The following is a 23140-nucleotide window of genomic DNA, read 5'->3' as shown; positions in this document are numbered from 1 at the left end:
GGTCCAGAGGATAGCGCTCTAGCTAGCGGGTATACAACGGAAGAGTGATCCCGAGCCGTGTTACGGACATGCGATATTGCGCTTGTGTTTTCTTCCTTGCGCGGCTTGCAATCGCTGTTCTGATTCTGAAAGCGCCGCAGTGTGACATATGACGAGCCCGCCACGTCCTCGAATACGCGGTCCCGATCGACGGGAGGTGCGGTCGCCGGTGACCAACGTGCCGATTTCTGCTCGGCAAGGTTGATCTCGTTCCGGAGTGCTTCAAGAGTGGCACCTGTCAGTGTTGCGGCAAGTTGGGCGCGCGCGCTGACAAATGATGTGGCTGGAGAGCAACCGGCTTCCGGGGCCGCCTGGTTCGACGCAGACGACGACGTGCCGGTTGTGGAGCTTGCCACTGACGAGACTGAATCCGACCTTGGCAAAACCGAATCCTGGTCATTGAGGTCCAGGTCATCCATCTGCTGCTCAAAGCTTGCTTGATTCTCGGAACTGTGTGTGGGGTGCGCTGGTCTGGGCGCTAAGCTCGGCTGATTGCCTGTCGATCCGGCTCGGCTGCTGCAGCACGTCGTGAACCTCGAATGGAGTGTCGGCGGCATTCCGGGGATCAACATTGATTTCAGTCTCCGTTCGAGTGCCGACTATTGGCGCAGACTATTGCAGACGCAGCTTTCGAGAAGCTGACGGACCAGGAAGGAAGCCATTTGCCTTGGCCTTTGAGGGGAGCCGGATGGATTTGGTCAGTGAGGCGATCGTCAGCCAGAAGGAAGACGCGCAAAGCCAGGGATCACAAGTCGGCGCTGTCTTGTGCTCTCTGTCGTTGCTGTTTCGAATGGGCCGAGATCGGGTCCCTTGACTGAGCTCGTTCGGACCGCCGCGCCAGGTTCGCTCCACCACCACCTCTTTGCGGGTACGCCCTCTGGGGCAGCAGTCCTTGCCCGGCTATCACATGGACAAGCTGGCGGATGCGACGGGCCGCCGTGTTCTTTTCAAGTCGTTTGCTTACAAAGATGCAAGAACGGCATCCTCTCAGCCGTCGGACCTGCAATGGACGAGCGCGACCGGTTACCGTTTTGTGGTTTCCAAGCGGCCGACGCTCGATCAAATCGATCTAGTCGATTTCGCACGGGGGCGAGCCGCTTTAGCAAACCTGACCTACGAGGTTGTGACGTCGGAATAGCCGTTACAACCACTTGCGCCTAGTTGCGGCAAATTGTCTTTTGTCGCAGGCACGCTTGACGTCTTAAATCCGCCAATCGGCTTACACGACGTCTTGCAACGTGCGATCTGTGGTACTTATCGAGGGAGAAGAGCGTATGAAGTGTACTGGCAAAGGACTGGCGATCGTATTGTCCTTGCTTTCGACCGTAGGCGTGAGCACGATGGCGAGAGCCGATGAGCCCTCGCCGAAATACACCGAGGTGCTCCATGCCCTGCAGACCGGCAAGAATGTGAAGCTCGTACTGGACATGAGCCGCTGTACAGCCGCGGAGGGTGGCAAAGCTGCGTCGGCAACTCAGGCTGGTCTGGTCATCAATGCCTTCAGGGTGACCCCCCAGAACGGCATTAGCTTCGCCAATGCCCACCAAACGGTGGACAGCTCCGGACATGCCGTGACCGAGTACATCCGCCATAGCCTCAGCCGCGAAGGCAGGCTCACGGTGCGGGCTTCGAAGCTTGTCGTCGGGACCACCGAACTCGTGAACCAGGGCGAATTCATCTGCGAACTGCCGGATGGCGCTAAGTTCATCTGGTAAACGAAGAGAACAGCGCAGGAGGACGCACTTCGAAACCTTGATCCTTTAACCGTGCAAACGCCCTTCGCAGGTCATGACGGATGGTTTCGATCGTGAGAGACGGCCAGATTGTTTCTGGCCGTCTTTTCCTGAAGCGCATCGAGTGCACGAACTTGCTGTCTCAAGGTACCGTACGACGGCCATCGATCCTCATTGAACCTCAGTTATCGGAAGATCGGCGGTTCCGGCTATCCTCATATTGTTCGGAGACAGGCCTGTCATTTGAACATTCCAGACGGGTCTTTCCAAAGTACGTCCGTACCTGATCTGCGATCCTGTGAGGATTCAACCCGCTCAAGCTGCTGGCCCGCGATGATGACGCTTACTCCTCGGCCGCCCGACAATGCGCTCGTATCATGCATCCCGCGTCTTTTTGGTCCTTTCATCTGAGAGTTTCGTGCTTCCAAATGTGGTCACGTGATTGAACCATCCCGCTTAAGATCGTGCCGCGACTGCCGCGGTGGGTTTGCACGCCGCTTAAGCCGTCGTTTGGACGCAATTCTTGATTTTTCAGTTTTCCTTTTGGGGTAACGATTCAGCGCAGACTTCCACGCTGAACCGTCATGCCCAGCCCACTGAGACCGGGGGCGCCGCAGGGACGACGTTGCCGAGGGGATCACTCAGCCTGCATAAGCGCAGCGCGGAAGGCTGGGGAGACGGCCGCGGCGAGCGCAACGGTCCTCGTGGGCGCCGGGGGCGGAGCCCCTCGCGAGGGGGCTAATCGAAGGGCGGATGGGAGGCTCGGCGCGCGTCGAGCCAAGTCGGCGAAGCCGACGCGCCAACTCGATAGATTACTTATTCGATTAAGGCAAACACAACACGGCACCGATCGACCTCGTCAAGAGTTGAGAGCCAGTCATCCCCTTTTTGGCGATGGAAGAAAGGAAAGAAATGATTCGCCTCGGACAGGAACGATCTGTTTGTTAGAGTCGATCTCCGCACGCGATACGCTCATTAAGTTGTCCAAAATTCGACGAATGAAAATTATCCTAATTGGGTATCAGTGCATCTCTCTCGTATGCACGTGCCGGCGACGTTAAACTGCCGTCGTTGTCGGAAGATTCTGAAGACGCCTGAGATAGAAGGCACAATCACCAATGGCCAGACTGCTATTGAGATGATTGGAACGCAGGTTGTGTGTCTAAGAGTGACCGCAACCAGCTTGGAGCAGGAATTTTTTACGAACCGGACGGACTAACTAACCATGAGGGAGCCCAGCGCTGTTGCAGGGGTGCCGATTTAAAGCGCCAATAGCGAAAACAGCAGGCTTTTCGATCCACCAGCGACGTCGCTCGCGTGGTTGCGGAGACGGCAGCATCAAGATGAGCCCGCTGCGGACAAGCTCTACTGCTAGGATCGAGACCTTAGTATGTCGGGAAGCAGACAAACCCAACTCAAACGTCATCCAAACTGTCGACTATTGCTTGGCACGAAGAATGCACACCCCTAGCCATGCCTAGGGGCTTTCCGGGCATGGCTACCATCGCAAGTTGCGGCCGTGGCTGGCCACTGAAGTTAGCGGTGCGTAACATAAGGCAGACGGCGTCTGCTCGGCCGATACCGGCGGGCGTCTTGTCACGTCGCCGCTAACTTTCAACGACGTGAACGGCAGGCTTGTAGTACGGTTAGAGCAGAATGAACGGGACGCGCTGGAGAGGGCGCGAAAGACCTCGGAAAATGAACGCAGAGAACAACTTCGCGGCCCGGCTCCTTGACGCCGGACGCCTAGCAGCAATCGCGCGTACACGTGGCCTGAAGGCGGATGTTTCATACTACGTCGACGAGGCGCTCAAGGAGCTTTGGCGGACCAGATCACCGGAAGAAGCAAAAGCGATCGCAGAGCGTTGGGTCTTATGGGACGCAAAGGGGAAGCCTTGGCCGCGCATGCCCCCACTGGATAACGTCGTCTCGTTCAAACGGACCGGCGCGGCCGAGATGCCGAGGACGCCCTTGCAAGCAATCCGCGAATGGTTCGAAAAACAAGATGAGGATGTACGATGTGAAATCGCTGGCATGGCGGCGCTTTTGATTTTCGAAGGTGGCAATCTTCTCGACTTCAGCAACAAGGAATGGTGCGACCATTTGCGCCGATGGCTCAGTGAGACGGGATTACCAAACCATAAGGTCATCGGCCGTGCTCTGACGTTTCGCACCTGTTTCGAGTATTTCTCGGAGAGCAGGTTCACCGAAGCGGCGTGGATGCGATCCAAAGAGGCAGCCGTGAAAATCCTTGCAGATGCTGGCCTTGACCCAACCTCCGAAGCTGCGAGTCTCGCACCTATTGCCCAAAAAGTGCTGGAGAGCTTGCCCGCGCGAAAATGCCGCTGGATCGAAGTAGGCAAGTCCTGGAGCAAACTCGTCGATACCAGACTGGCACCCCGGGTCCTCAGGGGTTGGAACGCCTTGCATATGGAATAAGATCAAAGGCAGCGCTTGATTGTGTGCTCGGCGCGGCGCCCTAATACAGTAAGCTGACGGAGTCGTTATCCGTCTCGAAAACTGAGCCAACACCTGCGGGACAAACGACAGAATACAAACCAGATCGCCCACAGCGAAGAGAGGAAGCGCCGCGCAGAATCTGGCGTTGGCTGTCCAAAACCTGACTTGGCCCCCAAGCAAGACAGAGAATGATAGCTAACAAGGGCGGCACCCAAAGGCGATGCAGTGTGTTCGCGTCGCGAAAAGGACAGCGCGGGATGACAAAAGATTTGAGCTGAAGTTCGAGTTGCAATGCGGAGCGGGGATCTCGATCCAACGCTCAGCTCGCGATCGCGACGATTCCACGCCTGTCATCGTGATGATAGGTCTGCCATTGGCCGAGTTCTCAATTGATGAGAGGAGAGCGTATCGCTCCTTCAGCTGGATAATCCCTCTCCTCATGAGAACGGCAGTCGGCCAATACTGTTTGCGCTATGAGCGTCCCATTGAGCGGAAGATCAGCGCACAATGTCGCAGTTGATTCTGCGGCAGCTCTCACGATGTGCAGGTGATGACCTCCCGGGGAACGAGTCTGTCGGATGCCCACATCGCATGGTTTGTGGGAGGGCACCAGCGCCGCCGTGTGCGGGTTTTCCTGGCAAGATCGGCAAGTCGATGTCGTTGTAATCGATCGTGGATGGAATATTCTGCAGCTACCCACCTCGCTGAATTGCAAGCGCAACGTTGGTCTCGTCATGGCGGGCATGTGGGTCAGGCCCGTTACGCTCTCTTGTACGTTCGAACTCCCATTGGAGAGCGGATCGTTGAATTACTGAAGACGGCTTCTGGATCGATCGAGAGGCACGAGATCAACTGCGAAGCCAAATCGTCCGGCATCTTGCGGGAAAAGCATCTACCACCTCCAGTCGCACCAGTTGAACATAGGCGATCCTTGGAGCTCTCCTAAGGGCTGGTCCCCGGTCGTGCATTTCGCTGAAGCGCGACTCTGATCCGCCTTCTGGCACTAGTCCAGCTGGTGCGGCGCCGCTTCCATCGGTATGGCCATTCTCACAGCGCGCGGGCAGGGCTCCTACATTCCGGCTCCGGTTTGGCAAATTCACACGTCCTGCAAAGCAGAAAGCCATCCGTACCGTTCATGCGGTCGGCGATTTCGCTAAATATCTGGCCTTGGAACAGATCTTCGTACTCGTCGCGCAAAAGATTCCCAAGGACATGACGCCGCTCAAAATCCATGCAGCACAAAGTAACATCGCCGTTTGGAAGAAGGACATTCCGATGCTGCTGTTTCCCGTTGCATGTCAGAGTGCCGGCGATCGGCTGCCGGGAGGTGATCATTCTCGGATCTATACGTCCTCGCCTGCTACTCAGCGGCCGCAAGCGTTGTAGCTTTTTGGCGGGGATTACGTCGGCTAGATCAGGATGGATTTTACCCAGGACCACCAATTGAATTGAGGGAATGTTTGCCTCAATCAGTCGGCGCATGACATTGATGTAGTGTTTTCCGACGAGGCGGCTGTTCATATAGGTGCCGTCGTCGGGTACGTGAACGACGAAAGTCTTGAACCGGAGCACTTGCAAGCGCCGAACGTCAGTTCCGTTCATACCAACAAGGGTCGTGAAGATCCGGACGTCGTGGCCGCGTGCGTAAGCATGCTCAACCATCGTGGTGCAATGCGGATGCAACCAGGGCTCCGAATATCCGGCAAAACTAATGCCGGTAGCTGTCGGTACGCGTGAGAGACATTGCTTGAAATCCTGAACACCCAGATGCTTGGCTTGGGATACGAGCCTTTGGCGATCTGCAAACTTGTCCTGGGAGCAATAAGAACATCTGACGATGCAGCCGGTGGTCGTGGTTATCTCCAATACCTTGCTACCAGGATCGGCCGCGCGCAGATTCTGCAACGTCGTCGGGTATGCCGTCATTCTCTTTGATCCTTTCAGGTCGAACTGCTGGAAGGAGGGCAAGGGGCGGTCGGCAATGCGCCGGGTTCGACAACGCGCTTGCTGAACGTGGCACCGATCTCTCGGGGTCGATACCGCTTTCTACGTGCTGACTGCGCATAGTACCGTTCGCTGTCACTGACATCCTCGTCTAGCTTTCGCGTGAGCCGGGTGCCAGGCCTGGCCTCCTCGTCGCAATGGTCTGCGCAGAGCTTGCCGAGCAGCGGCGATGCTGATCAGAAGCTGACCGGGCGAAAGGGCTATTTGGAGTTCTGCCTATGACGGTGCCAGGGTCCGGACCATCCTTTTTACTTGTCGCGCAAGCCATCGTCCTTGCGAATGGTTCCGCGGCCATGAACTGGGTGGATAGCGATTGAGCATCGTAGCCTCGGAGACGATCGTCCTCGAGAGCTCCTGTCTCGTTCAGTTGCTGGGCTGCCCGCCAGGATGTTGGATCAAGCAGGCGTTTGTCGGGTCGAACAGAACATTTGCGTACTCTCGGTGGTGCTGCGGCTAAGTGGTGTCATGGAGGATGAGCAGCGCTAATGATTGTCGCCGCACGCGCTGCGGCCCAAAAATAGCTTCAATGCGGCCGTGAGGAGCCAAAGAGGTTCGCATTTGAGATCTTCAAGACCTGGAAAGCTGTGGTGGCATGTCAGCTATTTGATTTCGAGCAACGATATAGCCGATCTCAGGCGATGCCAGCGTTGCCGTGATGGTTCTAAGGTCTACTGGATTGGATCGACTTAGAAAGTCAATGCGATCTGTCCTGCCAGAAATGGTAGGAGAGGCCGGCTCGCGCTTTGAGATACTCTGTTGGAGCGAGGACATGCTCGCAACCAACACATCAGGGCGGTCGTGGAGAGCGACTATGCGGACCCGTATGCTCTCGAATGAACAAAATCTGCGGAGACCATCATGAAAGCGAGATCGGCACGTAGAGCCGATGAGGCGTCGAGTATCCCGCTGAGCAAGCTGGATGTTAGCGAAGCCAAGCGCTTTCAGGATGATAGCATATGGGGGTACTTCGAGCGGCTGCGAAGGGAGGATCCCGTTCACTACTGCCAAGACAGCTGCTATGGCCCCTATTGGTCCGTCACGAAGTACCGCGATATTGTCGCGGTGGATACAAACCATAAGGCATTCTCGTCAGAACAGGGTGTCACGATCGTCGATGTGCCTGACGAGCACTGGACCCCGAGCTTCATTAAGATGGGTCCTCCAAAACACGCCGGGCAGCGCAATACCGTAAGTCCGATAGTTGCACCGGATAACCTGGCGAAGTTTGAAAGTCTGATCCGCTCGCGGGTCAGGGTGATTCTGGACGGGTTGCCGCGCAATGATCCGTTCAATTGGGTGAATATGGTCTCGATCGAGCTGACGACGCAGATGCTTGCCACGCTCTTCGACTTTCCCTTCGAAGACCGACGGCTCCTGACCTATTGGTCAGATGTAGCTGTTACACCTCCGAGAGCCGGCCATGCCATCGACAGCTGGGAAAAGCGAAGGACAATCCTGTCCGGATGTCTTGAGTATTTCACGCGACTTTGGAACGAGCGCATTAATGCCGAGCCGCGCCTGGACCTGATTTCTTTGATGGCACATTCGCCCGACACGAGCCATATGAAGCCGGATGAGTTTCTCGGCAATCTGATCCTGCTGATCGTCGGAGGCAATGACACCACCCGCAACTCGATGACCGGCGGCGTCTTATTCATGAATCAGTACCCCGGCGAGCTGCGAAAACTGCGCGATAACCCTGCGCTCGTGTCGAGCGCCGTGTCGGAGATTATTCGATACCAGACACCGATCGCCCATATGCGCCGCACCGCGGCGGCAGATTGTATTCTGGGCGGCAAGCAGATCAGCAAGGGCGACAAGGTCGTTATGTGGTATATCTCTGGCAACCGGGATGAAGAAGTCATCGAGAATGGCGACAGCTTTGTGATCGACCGCAAGAATGTGCGGCAGCATCTATCGTTCGGATTTGGTATCCATCGGTGCGTTGGTCGGCATCTTGCACAACTGCAGTTGAACATCCTCTGGGACGAAATATTGCGTGCAGGGCTAGACGTAAGCGTTGTCGGCGAACCCGAGCGAATCGCATCTAATTTCGTGCACGGCTATTCCTCACTCCCAGTGCGGATTGCAGCCTAGTCCCTGATCGCGTCGGCGGCAGGCGGCACGCGGTGCGGTTGGGCTCGTCTTGAACCGCATTCGTTGACGCCGCTAGCGAAAGCGGCTTGATCGGCGCCAAACAATCGCTGCATGTCGCGAGCCGGTCGGCAATCAGGCAGGCGTTGACGAGCCCGCGTAAGGAGCGACAGGTGAGCCGGCCCGGCGCCGTGCAGGCGCCTGACAAGCGAAAAAGCAACACCAACGGTGCCCTCCAATTCCCCATATCCGGGCCGCCATGGACAGCCGATGAGCTTGATATTGAAGATTGTAGCGGTGGCTGCGATTTTCCTTGGAGAAGCGATTTCGATCATCGCCGAGTTGATTGCCTCAAGGCGGTTTGGAAAGGCCGGCGGGGATGTGACAATGCTCCTGCCGATGTTTCTCCTGATATCTTTCGGTGGCATCCTTCTCGTTTTCGGATACGTGCTGGGCTACATGCATCTGAAGAATATCTGGATCATTGTCGCAATATCGGTGGGAGCTATTCTGGTTGTCGAGCCGATACTCACTCTTCTCCTCTTTAGAGACGTTTCGACGACCGGTTCGCTGATCAGGTTGATGCTCGGTGCGCTTGGTACGCTCGCTGCCGTATGTCTATGAGGCTGATCTGACTGAGCCTGGATGGGTACCAGCTTCGCCGAGATGTAGTTGCAAAAGACCTGCGCATCGTCGGTTCTGCTCGCTTCGGCCGGGGCTAATGTTGTTGCTGATCGGCTTTCTACGCTTCGTCAGGGGCGGTGCGTGGCCGCTGGCTTCGTAAACTCTTCTCGAAGTCTCCTTGCCGGATAGTGAGACGCGTACGGGGCGGCCGTAGGTCTTGATCAATCTTCGCTGGCCAATTTCTGCCCGACCACAGCGTTGCCTGGTGCTCTCCAGCATTTGGATGGCTTCGTCCAGTTCGTGTGAACACACCACTGGTCAGGAGGCAGGATGATCACGGATCGCCTCGCGGCCGGTACTGTCGCATTCGGCAAAGCAGATCACGACCAGGACAGGTCAGTCCGCGGTCATGTGCTTCAGCTGACTATCCGGCAACTCACGCGGTCATCCCCGCACTTCAGCAACACAGGAGCTGCGACGGGAAATGAAACCACAGGCGACATACGCTTTTTTGCGCATCCCTGGAGAACGTTCTTGGTCAGCTACTCGTCAGCCAAGCGGTCTATCCAGACAGGCTGCACATCGTCGACTTAATCGGAGATAAAGCATGACGGGCATTGGCCGATCCGGGAAATCGCATGTTGGGGCGGCAGCAGCCGACAGCACCGGCGAACTCGGCGTCGTCCCGGGGGAACGCAGTCAATCCTTCGACGCCGTCGTGGAGCGGATGCGCTCCGGGCCGGAGGAGCGGGCCGTGCCGCTCGCGAGCCAGCCACCAGAGTCAGATGTGGTGGCGCCAACGCGGCACGAGATCAGAGCAGCAAAGCAAAGATTGGAGAGTCTCCTTGAGGAGCTTGAAACTTGTCGTCAAGCCGCCATGCGCGCCCGGGACTTGCCCGAGGCGCAAGAGCTGATCGACCAAGTCGTCAGGGCAGGCTCAGCAGCTCTGGACTACTATACCGATCTGCCCCCAAATTTGGCGCGTCGCATTCTGCCCGACGATCGGGCCCGCCTTCTCCGCGATGACGTGCTTGACGCAGCCACCCAATGTAACACCGTGGCCAGGCAGATTGTTGACCAACTGGAGAAGAAGAGAAAAGAAGCGTTGAGATGCCTTGAGAGGTTGAAAGGCATCGCAACGCCCCACCAGCTGAGCCGCTCGGTTGCAAGCGTGGCGGAACATTATGCGGCCCACATGGAGTGGTGGGGAAAGAAGACACTGCGCTTGGAGCGGATGCAATCCGTCTGCGCAGCTACTGCGGACTTGCCAAGCGCTACGCCCGCGATGCGCAAGGCCGAAGAGGCCGCACTAAGGCTGCATACCGGCCATGCGCTCAATACGAAGTGCATGTATCTGCAAACCCGGATAGCTCTCGCGGAGCTCTTGATTGACTCGCAAGCGAGCACGTTGGAACCAGACGCGCACGAAGCCCTCATGGACGAGAACGGGCGGGTGCGTCTGCTCGGGACCTTCATCGAAGATGTTTTTCCAGCATTCGTCTCGACCGGCCATGCCGTTCTGAACAGCAACGGGGCACCGCTCGACGCCGAGCATCGCGCCGTTCTGGAAGGTGTCATGGAGCGGCTTTCGGAATTCGCTTCAGGGGTGAGCTCCATGGTTGCCACGCTGAGGGAAGCCGGATCAGGAGCTGACCTTCCGTTGCAGTTGCTGGACCAGATCGTGGAAAGTGCGTGGCTTACGGCGAACGAAGTCATGCGGTTGCTGGCAGTGCAGCCAAAGTTGGCAGCCACAATTGAACCGCCGGCTTGGGCTGCGCTGCCGGAAAATACCGCCATGGTGGGCGAAAGCGGCAGAGCGCGCAGAAAGGGTAAAGGAAGGCGCGCAGCGGCCGCAGGCGAGGGGAGTTCGACGGCGCGCCCGCCCGAGCCGCAACTCGCCAGGCCCGATGCGGCCACGGCCCCGACCGGCAAGGTTATCGTGCTCTCGGACCTCGGTACCAAAAAACTCGCGACCGCGGAGGAGGCACGCGCGAGCGCTTCAACCTCTGCTACCGAGCACCTCCAGATGTGGCAGGCTCCGCCCTCCAGGAAAGCGCTGGCGGGATTACTCGAGCGACTGGACGAGCTGGTGCAATTCGATCTGCCGGCTCAGCAAAGTGCCATCTCGCAAGCGCGCCAGATGAAGCCCGAGGACGCCGACCACGTCTTGGATCTCGTCAGTAAGCGCTTGCAGACGCAGGCTGCCGAGATTGAGGCCTGTGTAGTCGCGCTGGAGGAGCCTCGCCGCCGGGGCCTGCTCACGCCGGTGCAAGTGCCCGAAGTGCACGAAAAAATATTTCGGCTCAAGGCGATGCGGTCCGAGGTGCAGGGGCAGGCAAACTCATTGAACGTGCGAAAGGCGGCAATCACGAGCGATTGCATGAAGACCTATGCGTTTCCGTCGCAAAGGTACCTTGAACAATTGCGGGCGGCGGGGGAATTGGCGCCAGTCGATCCACCGCGCGCCTTGCAGGAAGAGCCAGGGAAGCTGTTCGAGGTCAAGCTGCAGCCCAAGGCGCTGAGCAGTGGTGCGAGGCCAAGTCCGATGTGGGTGCACATCCATACCAAGCGGCCGGTACACGCCTGGCAATTGCCAATGCTGGGGGACCGTGACTTCGCCGCTTGCCACGTGAAGTCCGATGAACAGCGCGGCTATAATCGGCACTGGCAGAACGCTCGAGCCGCCGAGGGGCACAACAACGTCGTGATCCACCGCGGCAAGCTCACACCTGCGTTTTGCAAGTCATTGTTGAGCAGCGCAGCTGGCGGCCAGGCGTTGTACCACCTTTCCGATGCTGGGCACGTGTCAGCGCAGATGGGGCGACTGGGAATCTAGTGAGCTTCTTGTCTTGCGGCAGTATGCCGTTCGATGACAGCTTTCATGCCTCCAGGTCGGCTCGGCGGATTACCTGAGCCGCACCGGGCTCTTCAGGTTCCACCTCCCCAACGGGTGGAGTTCGGAAGAAGAGAACACGCGCACCAAATCCACGAGAGGCTCGTCGGCCGGAGAGTCGGATCATTTTCGATCACGGGCAAGTAAGCTCTCACTATGAGGCAATTGGTGGCGCCGAAAGCCAGCCGCTGAGCGCGGCAGCCGGAGAAACATGTGCGTGATCCCGAAGACGATACGGCCGGATGTCGTCGCGCTCGTTGCGAAAGGCCTGCATGTGCGCCGCCAACTGACAAGTAAACCTCCAGAGGGGTTGCTTCGGATGGTTGGCATGCCAAAAGAGAACGATGCGCTCTGGTTTGACGAATCGACTTCGCAATGCACAATGAGCCCGCCTGTCCGTTTGCTTCACTTGGATAAGGCGACGAGAGCCCCAGCATCCCGGCCTCCAGGCCCCCAGAAGGTGCTGGGGCTTTTCGTTCTTCCGAGTGCCCCAGCCGGTGAGGGCGGCGCTGCTTCTCTGCAAACACTGATCCTGTGACGGCCACGACCGCGTCGGCGTGGCGGGAAGCTCGTTGTGCTCTGCTGGCCTTTGCGGACTCGAGCGTGGAGCTCTGGCGACTATAACGGGGCCATATTGGCCTATCGGCGAGCGAAATGCCTCGCTTTCCTACGACGACAAGTGCGACGAATTTGAAGACGGTACAGATCTCGGCGGACACTTTGATGGTCGACGTGCGCTACCCGACCAACTCCCCCGCTGGCCACCCAGATCAGGCATTATAGATGCCGCGGAACGCTGCTTCCGAGCAGCGCGACAAGAGATGTCGCGCTTTCTCGCACCCTTTAGCCTCAGCCTCTCGTCTCTGACTTTCTGTACGGATTCGATTCGCTAGCGGTCGGATAGTCATCCAGATTCCCGCCCAGAAATAGTACCTCGCGCTCCTCGGTTGGGGTATCGCTCACCCATGCAAGATTGGGTTCATCATTCTCAGTCCCGTCCTCAAGGATACTGACGATCTTTTCGGCCGTCCAGGTGGTGACCCGTGGCACCGTGTAGGGGTGCAACTCGTTCGCGCTTTCGCAATTGCTTTGGCGCCATACTCGTTGTCATCGTCCGGCTCACATCGCGCTTCGCCGGCATGGGTTGGCGAACCGCCCAAAATGACGATGGCTTCGTACGCCAGCCAAGGCGCGGGCCGCGCCCAATTTCGGATGGCATACACGGCGTGGCGGCAACGGTGTCATGGAAAGTGCCCCAAAATTGCTCTCTCGTGGCTGGTCGGCCGGCGGAGCTTAAGGCTCCCAATCAAGCCGCTCGGCGTTCTCATCGTGGCGGCGCGCCTCCTCCTCGTAACTGTCGGCAAGGCTGTCGAGAGCTTTGGCTGTGCGAGGATGTTCGTAGGCGAGCGCCGCGGCGAACTTCCGGTATTTTGCAGCCTCGCTGCGCTCCAGCTTGCCGCCGTCCCGTGGCATGCGCGTTGTGATGCCGCGCCGATTTCGTCTTCCGATCCAAAAGCCGTCGAACATTGGCTTGCTGTCGCAGTCCTCGATGACCTCCCGCACAGCCTCGGCGGGCCAAATGCCATCAGTGCCATTCGGCGATGCAGAGAGAATAGCTCCAATACGGCTGTCGGCGATGTCACCTCGTCCAGCGGCCTTCGCGAGCGAACGCGCCTCTTCGATCCAGGTCTTCAGCGCTTCGGGGGCGATCGTTCCATCTTCCCGCGTCCCGGGGAGCCGATTCCAAAGATCAAGCAACCGGTAGGCCAGATGGGCAACGGCCTGCGCTCGTTCGGGGTCGGCCGGTTCGGGCTCCACCACGCCACTATCTTCGCTTGGTCTGAAGACAGCACGGAGCATGTCGATAAAAAGTGACGGTTGTTCGGAGAGCGCCGTTAGCAAAGCCTTTGGCTGTCTCCGCGAATGCTGGAGCAGCGGCAGATAGGCCCATTCCAATCGAGCCAGCGTATCCGTGGTCACCTCCGATTCCAGCCGATTGAGGATTTCGATGACATGGTGCTGGAACGTCGTCACTTCGTTGCCGTCGCTATTCTCCTCAAAAGGCTGCTTTACCGCCTCCGTCAGCATCGTCATCAATAGATCGCCTGGCAGGCGATGTTGCTGGTCGCGTCCCGCGAGGTGCACAGCATGCCGTGCCCGACCAACCGCGATCAGCTTGTGCACGGCGAAGGCAGCGGCCTCGCTGTCCTCTTCTATCCAGAGGATTGGCGCACGCTTCCAATAAGCCTGCTCAATCGCATCGCCAGCCTCCGCTGCCCGGTCCCAGGTCCAACGCTGCTGGGGCAATGCGCGCAGGATAGCAAGAAGCGCGGTATCTCCCCATTTCTTCTTACGCGCTTTGGCGATGAGCGCCGCGGCCCACGGCTCCTTTCGATCTCGGAACACTGAGATGATCAGGCCGTGAGCAACGTCGCGCTCGCGCGGATCGTCGCTGCGCAGGCATGCCTCTAGGAGTTTATTGATGTCCGGCTCATCAAGACCGACTTCGAAAAGCGCCTTGCCGATGTAGCCGGCAGTCGACACAAGACGAGCTAGCCGAAGGATTCCGTCGACGCCTTGTGCCAAGAAGAGTTCCCTTGCTGCCTGCCGCCGCGCTTCGTCGACCTGGCGCTCGTTCGCTTGCCAACCCTGATGCGATGGGTTGGGCAGGTTCACCGATGGTTCGAACAACCATGCCACCCGCTCGAGCACGTCAGACGGAGCTAGGCGGTCATAGATGATCGCAAGATGATCAAGCTCCGCGGCGGGGAGCGACCAATCGGCATCGGCAAACTGTCGATGATGGTGAAGCAGCTTGCGGAGTCCGGCCCACAGCTCCGATCGCTCCGACGCGGCCCTAATCTGCGGCTCAGCCTTGTCGAGGAGATCGATGGCTGCATCGCGATCCGGCGCTATGTCCGCAAACCGGTCGAGCAGATTGAGCCAGCGCGGAACGTGCAGACCAACATCCGCCAAGATGCGCTCGCTGATGGCGGTGGCGCCGCGTGCGATGAGCGGCCAGGTCACCGCCTCTATCTTGTCGACTGTAAAGTCGCGCCAACGCGGGGCCGGCGAAGGGCTGGATGTATCGTGCCCACTCGGCAGAACGCTTAGCATCAGCTTCCAGGCCGCGTCGCTCTCGCGTTTGCGGATCAGATCCAAAGTGCGCAGGCGCTGATCGAGGGGCGCATAAGTTTGCGGCAACCAGAGCAGGTGTATGTGGCGAAGGCTGTTAGCCGGGCGGTTTATGTAGCGACCGGGTGGGTTGTCGATTGCATCCAGCCTGGCCAACACCAGCGTCACTTGTGGCAAAAGCTCCGGCGACCAGGCCAGCGATTCGAGAGCCCAAAGCAGGTCGGATAGATGCTCCGTTCCGGTCAGACCTCTCTCGTCCGTGCCAAACAATGCGCGAATCGGCGGATCATTCTGATTAAGGCTGTCCTCGATGGCCGTGAGGAAGGCGCTCGGCGATGCCTCCGCGAGCAGTCTGAAGTCTCGCGAGAGAGACCACCACCGTCGTTTGTCGGCATCCTTCAAGAGCTTGCGGACGATCGCGTCCGCACGCCGATGAGCGTTCGGCATCGTTCGAACTTTGTCGCCCCACAGGGCGAGCAGGATCAGCACTTCGCCGACACCGTGGCGCAGCAGTCCGGAATAGTCTGGGCGAACCCCACGGACCGAAGCCATCCAGCGATCGTCCGGGTCCATGTCGTAACGAGGGTCGACCGAGCCCAAGATATCGTGAGCTACTGCCTCGAAGCGGCCGATGTCCGCAGCCGTTAGATATGGCGCTAGCAGCAGCCAAGCGTCCGGGGGCGAGGCGACTCGCCAAGTCGAGCCGATCTTGCGCAGCGGACTGTCGAACTCGCCTACATATCGGGCGAGTTCGCCGATAACATCGTCATAGGGTTCAGCCGCCAACTGGGAAACCTTGGCCTTGTCCGCCTCGGACTCGTCATCCCATCCCCCAGCGAGCAGCGCCGCGAGCAAGGCGCGCGGCGGCGCCTCTTGCGCCCAGTTAGGAAGGCGCCCTGGCGCTGTCGGAATCAGTCGTCGGAGAATGGCGAGATTCCTCGCGCTATCGCGCGCAACCGCGTGCGCCCTTGCCTCGGCAATACCGGCGTCGATCAGCGCGCTAGCGATGCCTTCGCGAGACGGGCGCGCCAGCTTCCGGATCTCGCCAGGCGACGCCGGACGATCATCGTACGTCTGCAACACAAAATGTCCCCGCTCCGCCAGACTGCGCGCGAGACCCGGGTTCGGTTCAGTGAGCACGAGGATCAGCGGCGCTGGCGCATTCGCAAGTGCGCGAGCGGCCGCGGCGTCAGTTGCGACGAGACACCGTGCCCGGTAGTGAGCAGCCGCCTCGTCCGGCAGTGTATTCAACGTGGCATAGAAGAAGGCGGCGGCTTCCTCGGTCGTGGTCGCTTGGATGGACAGGACCGACGGCTCGCCGCGGAGCCAGCGCAGGACTTCAGCGGCGTCCTCGTCCCGGTCGCTCAGAACCAGATCCTCAGTCAGCGGCCACTGGGTGGCCAGTGACCATTCTTCCCAGAGCTCTTCAAGCTGACGGGTGCCGGGAGGCCGCTTGCCCAAACGCGTGGCGAGCCACAATCCGACGGCGGGGGTCTGCTCGATCCAGTGGACGAGGTCGTCGGCATCATAGACCCGGATAGCGCGCCAATGACCCTCGATCTCTCGGGCCTCAGCCCATTCACTCTTTTTCGGCCAATGACGGGGCGTGACGAAGATGTAAGTGGAGGTTGCAGGGTTCAGCGGCGCGGGCTTCGCTGTCCGTTTCCTGTAGTCTTCAGTCGCCTTTTGCGCGATTCCGCCGCGCTGGCTGCCGATTTCCCAGTCGGCTTCACCTTGCGGGACGTAAGTGCCCCCTTCGGTGGCGACGGTATGACCGTCCCAGCCCGAATGCCGTATGCCTTCGTCCGATGGAAAGCGGAGTTCGACCGCAGGCCCGTAGGTGGCGCGGATCAGGTGGGCCAGCAGTGTCGGCAGGCTCGCCGCGCCATCGAAGCGGTCTGCCCAGACCGCCAGATCTTCGGCGTCCACCCAGCGGATCGGCGCGCCAGGGTGTTCGGACTTGGCGATGCGGGGGATCGGAGGCCCGATCACCGCGCCGGTCGGCAGGAAGCTGATGCCGGCGGTTTCCAGCGCGTCGCGAATAGCTTGCGCATTATTGGCCACTGGCGTGCGGCGGCCCCGCTCGAAGTCGGCTATGGTCGAGGTCGCCACGGCAGCATTCTTGGCGAGGTCCTGCTGGGACCAAGCCAGCAGGGCGCGCGCAGCGCGCACGTGCTTTGGGGTCAGTTCGACGTTGGGGCTGGACGGAGACATGTCATACGAAATATATGACGTCAGTTGCGATTCCCCAAATGTTCTTTATCGTCGGCAAGATTTAAAATTTGCCGACAAAAGATAACAAGATGGCGAAACGTCATATAAATCATCGCGAGCGCGCCCTCAGTCTGGTCCAAGACCGAGGCATCGCCCGCGCTCGAGACTTCAAGGCAGCGGGCATCCCGCTGATCTATCTGAAGCGCCTGACGGACAGCGGGGAACTCATTCGACTCGGAAGAGGACTCTACCAGGATCCGGAACGAGTCGGAGAGGACATCGCCCATAATCTTGCCGAAGCCGCCAGGGCCGTTCCCAACGGCGTCATCAGTCTTGCAAGCGCGCTGCGGCACCACGGGCTGACGACCCAACTGCCTCACGCCGTCTGGCTGACCATACCACACAAAGCCAGGACACCGAAGGCCGATGGCTTGCCGCTGGAGATCGTCCGTGCCACCGGCGAGGTGCTAACGGCCGGTGTCGAACATGTGCAGGTCGAAGGTGTCGACGTTCCCATCTACGGCGTGGCGAAGACCATCGCCGATTGCTTCAAGCATCGACGCCATGTCGGCGAGGACGTCGCCATCGAGGCGCTGCGGGATGCGCTCCGCATGCGGAAGACGACCGTGACCGATATTCTGCGCTACGCCGAGATCGATCGCGTGGCCGAGCGTATCCGTCCCTATCTCAAAGCGCTGCAATGACACCCAAGCCTCTCAAAAACCCGAGCGCCTCGATCCGTCAGCGTCTCCTCAACCACGCCAAGACGCATGGCGACGACTATCAGCGTATCCTCACACGCTACGCGATTGAGCGCTTGCTTTTCCGATTGAGCCAGACTGAAGCGCGTGACGAATATATCCTCAAGGGCGCCATGCTCTTCGTGACCTGGCCGGAACAGGTCTTCCGGCCTACGGGTGATCTCGACCTTCTCGGACATGGAGATCCTGACCCCGGTGCAATCACCGAACTGTTCACCCGCATCTGCCAGGTCGATATGCCGGCCGACGCCATTATCTTTGACCCGTCCACCTTGCGGGTGGAGGCGGTCCGAGAGGAAGAAAAATACCAAGGCGTTAGGTTGACTCTGAGTGGCTGCCTGGGCACGGCGGTCATCCCTGTCCAGGTGGACATCGGTTTTGGCGACCGCGTCTATCCCGCGCCTAGTCGGAAGAATTTCCCCAGCCTGTTGCCCGATCTGCCCGCGGCCGATGTCTTAATGTATCCGCCCGAGACCGTGGTGGCAGAGAAATTTGAAGCGATGATCCGCTTCGGTGAGGCCAACGGTCGGATCAAAGATTTCCACGACATCTGGGTTACGTCGCGAACCTTTTCTTTCGATCTCTCCACATTGGTCGAAGCTGTCGCCGGCACCCTACAACGGCGGGAGACCGCCGCGCCGACGGAGATGCCGGTGGCGCTGACGCCGCAGTTTGCGGAGATGGCAGACAAGCAGGCGCTCTGGACAGGGTTCTTGCGCCGCAACCCTCCGACCCTGCCACCGCCGCCATTCAACGAGCTACTGATAGAGCTACGGCGATTCTTCGAGCCGGTACTTGCTGCTCTCGCTTTGCCAGAGAGTGCGAGCGGTCGCTGGAGCCCTGACCGCAGCGCCTGGGAGTAAATGCAGACGCAGCGCAGGCCTTTCAAATTGAGCGATGATTCCGATTATGTCCTGTCCCGTCTCATCAAATTGAAAATCCCCAATAGATCGATGCACACGATTTCCTTTCCCAAGGCGTGAACATTGCATCCGTTCAGCGCTTGAGCATAATTAGATCCTCTTACGCAGATTAATGAACGAAGGTGAGCAAATGCTTCGTGCTCGTCACCTTCATCGAACAGCAGCGTTGAGCCGAAGATTATCGCCTCGCTCGCGACGAGAAGGCCGAAGGCGCTACGACAGCGGGTACTGCAGCCCAACGGCTTTGGAAATTTCTTCGACATTCTCCGGCGGCCAGCCTGAAATTTCCATCCCGAGATGCAGACCCATCCATGCCAGCACTTCCTTGATCTCGTTGAGGGCCTTCCGACCAAAGTTCGGCGTGCGGAGCATTTCGGCCTCGGTTTTTTGCACGAGGTCGCCGATGTAAATTATGTTGTCGTTCTTTAGGCAGTTTGCCGAACGAACCGACAATTCGAGTTCATCGACCTTCTTGAAGAATACCGTCTGAAATTGCTTGGTGAGTTCTTCGAGGTTGGCCGGCGGCCAACCTGAAATTTCCACCCCGAGACGCAGACCCATCTGCGCCAGCACATCCTTGATCTCGTTGAGGGCCTTCCGACCAAAGTTCGGCGTGCGGAGCATTTCGGCTTCGGCCTTTTGCACGAGGTCGCCGATGTAAATTATGTTGTCGTTCTTCAGGCAGTTTGCCGAACGAACCGACAATTCAAGTTCGTCGACCTTCATCAGAAAAATATTGTTGAAGCGCACTTTTTCGAGGGGCGCCGGCGCGGCCTCGGTTATGATATCGTTCTGGAAAACTGGGCTAGGTCTGTACCGTCCGAACTCATAGTAGCGACAATGGTTTGATTGCCACTCGTTTGACTTCTTATCGTCGCCGATTGCAGCAGTGAGCGCCTCTAGGGCGGCGCTGAAAGAACATTTTAAAATCTCGCGCCCCTTCTGCCAGCGTCCGTCCTTCTCATAGCCCCTCATAGTCTTGTACTGTTGCAATCGCGCTCGCGCGTCGTGTTCAATCCTTCCCGCGCCCTCGTTTACCCAAACGCAATAGAGGATTTGCCAATCGTCGAGGCTGGCATATTTCTTGTTTTGAAGATATCGCGGATAGCTCCCCATGTTTTTCGCCGTGCCGATCTTGATGACACGCCCAGACAAAGAGCCGGCAATGTAGACGTTACCAGCCTCGTAGTGTCTATCCCGATACACATCGTTGAGGGACATGAAGAGGATTTCCTTCGCCTGATCGTTTCACATGATTGGTCTACGAACAAGAAGAGAACGCAAAATGGGATGGGCTGTACGGGCCAAGATTAGGGCGGCCCAACATCTTGCGCGAAGCGGCGCAGCGCGCTCTGATGCAAGGATGGGTCCGAGATATTACCCCGCCGCGCTGTCTGGCTGCGGGTCGAGGCGTTAGTCCGCGAAGCCGCGCAAGCCTCAGAACACCAAGGTGGATTGATGTCGTCAACGCCGCAACCGCTCACTAGGGACCTGAACCGACGACTTGCGTTCGTGCGATATTTGTATGGGCTCGGAGTAGATCAGTCTCACAAGCCAGAGCCATTTGCGGCGGCCGCGGTGCTCACATTCCATGATGCTTGCGAGATGTTCTTGCAGATCGCGGCAGAGCACAACGGCGTCGCTCCTGCCCGACAACGATCTCCTGACTTCCTGGAATATTGGACGCTCTTTGAGCAACAAGCACTGTTGCAGGTGACATCGAAAGCATCGATGAGCCGACTACACACAACGGCGTGCAGTGGACAGCAGCACGAATTGTGCCAAACCCAAGTTGGGACTTCGGCGACCCAGACGACATCAGCATCATTGTAAGCGGAAGATTGCAGTCAATCGCCACGCTTCTTCTATAAATCTCGGTCAAAACACTATCTGCGCCTCCATTTCTTCGAAGATATTGAAATCCCACTTCGTCAAATGAGCGAGTTCAAAGACGAAGATGGAACACGCTGGTCGCCGACCACGCGGAGTTTGAAGCGCGCGGTTCGCAGTTTGTGGTTCGCAAGAGATCGGGCGCAACGACAATTGAGGTTTCATCCGAGAGGAAATTTCCTCTCGCGTTCGATCTAAGGGTGCAAGAAGCGGTACAGTATGTAACTGCTAAGACGGCAATTTGGCGCGCGCGAGTGAGTGCGGCCCGTGGGGGACTTCGGCTCGAACTTGCGATGCCTTGGCGAAAATCGTCGCGAACGCAGTTCACTCAACCGATTTCAGCGGTCTCATTGGATTTTCACAAGCAAGTGTGGAAGCTATTTGAGAAATATCTAGCATATGTCGCAAAGCGCACGGAGGGTACGTACTGGAACCCCGTCGCCTATCATCTCTATAATGCCTGCGAAGCCACTGCGAACTCCGTTGACGCTTGGGCGGTTGGAGTATCCGTCGCCGTGGAAGCTATTGCCAGCCTCGTGATCCTTAAAGCCGATAAGAAGAAAGCTGCACAAATTGCTCGCATTCAGGGAGCAATGCGGGCATGGCTCGCCAAACAATCCTTCCCAGAAGATCAAACAAAGCGAGCTGAGGGACTAATCGGCGTTTTGGGTGAAAAACGCCCGCAGGATGTGATGTACGCGCTCGCCAAAACGGGCCACGTGGAGAAGACCTGCGTCAAGGCTTGGCAAAATCTGCGCAATCGGCACGTGGACCCAAAACTGAGGGACTTAAAGAAACCTTCGTCCAAGGACAGTCAAAGGCTGATCAACAATATCCATCGTGCCGAGCTGTTGCTGCGGCAGCTGACTTTCCTTTTAATTGGCTATGACGGGCCGTTCACTGATTACGGTGTTCACGGTGCCCAAGAGTTTCCGACGAAACAATACCCGCTCAAAGTCACGTAAATCCTCGGGCGGCGCAACGGATCGCATTGCTGCTCGGCGGTCTAACCCTGCAGCTCTAAAGCCGCAGTTCGACTATCCAATTCCGACTGTGCGAGGTTACGATGTTCGCGCATGCTCGCCACTACATCGCCGATGTTCCTGTTAATTTCGGCTCGGCCCTTGATATCTGGCGCGCCACCCATGCCAATTTTTCTGTACCTCATCGAGAGCCGAGTTGAGGCTGCTCAACCGTTCCCAAGTTTCGCGCACGATGCCTTGATACTCAGATGGCAGGTCGGCAGAGCCGAAGAAGGCCACGAGGTTTCCCGTTTTATGTAGCGTGTTCAGGCCGTGTACGTGCTTGATATCTTCGGTTCCGGGAGCCTCGTCGAATGGTTTCAGCAGTCGAGAATAATAATCAACGACCCGTCGGAGATTATAAAGCTCAAATCTCTCGCGGCGCTGATCAGCTAGCCGCATTTGCCGCCGAGCGTCCGCAATTTGCTGCCAGACAGCGTCAGCGGCGATGATTGCTGCAAACAAAGCTCCAGCAGCGCCAATCAGTCCGGCAGACAAGCTTTCATGCGCGGCGACAGCGCAGCCGATCCATTTTGGCCATTGAGCGTGCGCGAAGCCGCTCGAAAAGCACCGCTTGCTCTCGTCAAGATGTGCGAAGGCTTGGACAAAGCCAACGATCGCAACGATCGCCGAGAGGATAACCAAGAAAACAATCAGGCCGAAGAGAAGTCTTCTTTGCATTCAGCAAGGATGCCTTCTTGCAAGTCATTTGTCGAGGAGTAGCGCCGGACGGGCGGTCAATCCGTTGCGGCTTTTACAAGGCTCGTCTAGGTTGAGCCCTCGCGAGTTGGAGGGCGCGCCATGGGTGAGCGGACTGACAAGGTTTGGAGGGCGTTCGCGCACGAGGGGGCAATGATCTATTGGGCCAATATCCTTGTAGCTATTGCTTGTTTGCTTGACTATCTCTTCTCCGGTCGTACTTGGGAAATTGAAACGCTCGCTGTTCTAATTGTTGGTATCAACGGCTTCGCTCTATGGAACCGCAGGCACCAATTGAACGAGGCACACAAGCGTGAAGCCGAAGAGATGATTGAAGCGGCTCGGAGCGAGGCCGCCCGCAATGAACGGCTCAAATCTCGGGGACTAATTTAGATACAGCGGATTGGAGAAATTGAGATGCCTGCAATCAAGGTTGTTGCTCCGATTGAACTGCCGCACGCTCGTTGTGTTCGAAAGCGCCCACGAATTGCTCAAGCTCATTTTCCGTCATGCCGAGGGCGTGGCCGCGTCATGAGAAAAGCCTCGTTGCGTCTACCGCTCCCTGCGGGCGACAGTGGAACGAACGAATAGCCGTGGCTCGGATCTTGCTCGGGCTTCGGATTTGTCGTGCGCACAAGATGAATGACCT

At 58.1% G+C, this 23140-nt stretch carries 13 protein-coding genes and 1 pseudogene; 10 read left to right on the top strand and 4 right to left on the bottom strand.

Annotated elements, in window-relative coordinates; translation table 11 throughout:
• Positions 1-946 precede the first annotated feature (946 nt).
• From FNJ47_RS07810 to FNJ47_RS07800, 3 genes are all read left to right on the top strand, one after another.
• Positions 947-1177 carry a response regulator gene (locus FNJ47_RS07810; protein ID WP_163152285.1) on the top strand — a complete coding sequence of 77 codons (231 nt, stop codon included), beginning with the start codon at positions 947-949 and terminating at the stop codon, positions 1175-1177.
• Positions 1178-1313: 136 nt separating this feature from the next.
• Positions 1314-1754, top strand: coding sequence for a VirK family protein (locus tag FNJ47_RS07805; protein WP_050420720.1), 441 nt, complete (start codon positions 1314-1316; stop codon positions 1752-1754).
• Positions 1755-3470: 1716 nt separating this feature from the next.
• Positions 3471-4211: a hypothetical protein gene (locus tag FNJ47_RS07800; RefSeq protein WP_163152283.1), complete on the top strand. Its 741-nt coding sequence runs from the start codon at positions 3471-3473 to the stop codon at positions 4209-4211.
• 1068 nt (positions 4212-5279) lie between these two features.
• Here the strand turns inward: FNJ47_RS07800 and FNJ47_RS07795 are convergent.
• Positions 5280-6158, bottom strand: a complete 879-nt coding sequence (locus tag FNJ47_RS07795) for a radical SAM/SPASM domain-containing protein (RefSeq protein WP_163152281.1) — start codon at positions 6156-6158, stop codon at positions 5280-5282.
• Between the two features lie 936 nt (positions 6159-7094).
• Here FNJ47_RS07795 and FNJ47_RS07790 point away from each other — a divergent pair.
• The 3 genes from FNJ47_RS07790 (at position 7095) to FNJ47_RS07780 (ending at position 11790) form a co-directional block, all read left to right on the top strand.
• A complete protein-coding gene (locus FNJ47_RS07790; RefSeq protein WP_163152279.1) occupies positions 7095-8333 on the top strand; it encodes a cytochrome P450 in 1239 nt (412 codons plus the stop codon).
• A 267-nt stretch (positions 8334-8600) separates the two neighbouring features.
• Complete coding sequence (locus FNJ47_RS07785) at positions 8601-8954, top strand: hypothetical protein (RefSeq protein WP_163152277.1); 354 nt, start codon at positions 8601-8603, stop codon at positions 8952-8954.
• A gap of 607 nt (positions 8955-9561) precedes the next feature.
• Complete coding sequence (locus FNJ47_RS07780; protein ID WP_163152275.1) at positions 9562-11790, top strand: hypothetical protein; 2229 nt, start codon at positions 9562-9564, stop codon at positions 11788-11790.
• 1350 nt (positions 11791-13140) lie between these two features.
• Here FNJ47_RS07780 and FNJ47_RS07775 read toward each other — a convergent pair.
• Positions 13141-17196 (bottom strand): helix-turn-helix domain-containing protein, encoded by a 4056-nt coding sequence (locus FNJ47_RS07775; protein WP_163152273.1) that lies wholly within the window; start codon positions 17194-17196, stop codon positions 13141-13143.
• Between the two features lie 68 nt (positions 17197-17264).
• Between FNJ47_RS07775 and FNJ47_RS07770 the strand changes: the two genes are divergently transcribed.
• Both FNJ47_RS07770 and FNJ47_RS07765 read left to right on the top strand, forming a co-directional pair.
• The gene (locus FNJ47_RS07770; protein ID WP_235999634.1) at positions 17265-17900 is read left to right on the top strand and encodes a type IV toxin-antitoxin system AbiEi family antitoxin domain-containing protein; all 636 of its coding nucleotides are present in this window, start codon (positions 17265-17267) and stop codon (positions 17898-17900) included.
• The gene (locus tag FNJ47_RS07765; RefSeq protein WP_163152271.1) at positions 17897-18820 is read left to right on the top strand and encodes a nucleotidyl transferase AbiEii/AbiGii toxin family protein; all 924 of its coding nucleotides are present in this window, start codon (positions 17897-17899) and stop codon (positions 18818-18820) included. The genes FNJ47_RS07770 and FNJ47_RS07765 overlap by 4 nt, the downstream gene beginning before the upstream one ends.
• Positions 18821-19093: 273 nt before the next feature.
• On the opposite strand, the pseudogene FNJ47_RS54645 reads toward FNJ47_RS07765, so the two are convergent.
• Positions 19094-19624 (bottom strand): annotated as a pseudogene (locus tag FNJ47_RS54645) (DNA-directed RNA polymerase subunit alpha C-terminal domain-containing protein); the annotation flags it as partial.
• A gap of 1496 nt (positions 19625-21120) precedes the next feature.
• Here FNJ47_RS54645 and FNJ47_RS07750 point away from each other — a divergent pair.
• Positions 21121-21735: a hypothetical protein gene (locus FNJ47_RS07750; RefSeq protein WP_163152269.1), complete on the top strand. Its 615-nt coding sequence runs from the start codon at positions 21121-21123 to the stop codon at positions 21733-21735.
• A 141-nt stretch (positions 21736-21876) separates the two neighbouring features.
• On the opposite strand, the gene FNJ47_RS07745 is transcribed toward FNJ47_RS07750, so the two are convergent.
• Entirely contained in the window at positions 21877-22473 is a 597-nt protein-coding gene (locus FNJ47_RS07745; RefSeq protein ID WP_163152267.1) for a hypothetical protein, read from the bottom strand.
• Positions 22474-22644: 171 nt separating this feature from the next.
• On the opposite strand from FNJ47_RS07745, the gene FNJ47_RS07740 reads away from it, so the two are divergent.
• The gene (locus FNJ47_RS07740) at positions 22645-22884 is read left to right on the top strand and encodes a hypothetical protein (RefSeq protein ID WP_163152265.1); all 240 of its coding nucleotides are present in this window, start codon (positions 22645-22647) and stop codon (positions 22882-22884) included.
• Positions 22885-23140 lie beyond the last annotated feature (256 nt).

Origin of the sequence: Bradyrhizobium uaiense, from assembly GCF_010811875.1 — a bacterium.
Classification (GTDB): Bacteria; Pseudomonadota; Alphaproteobacteria; order Rhizobiales; family Xanthobacteraceae; genus Bradyrhizobium; species Bradyrhizobium uaiense.
Note: the sequence above shows the minus strand (reverse complement) of the source record. Positions and strands in the feature narration are given on the sequence as shown.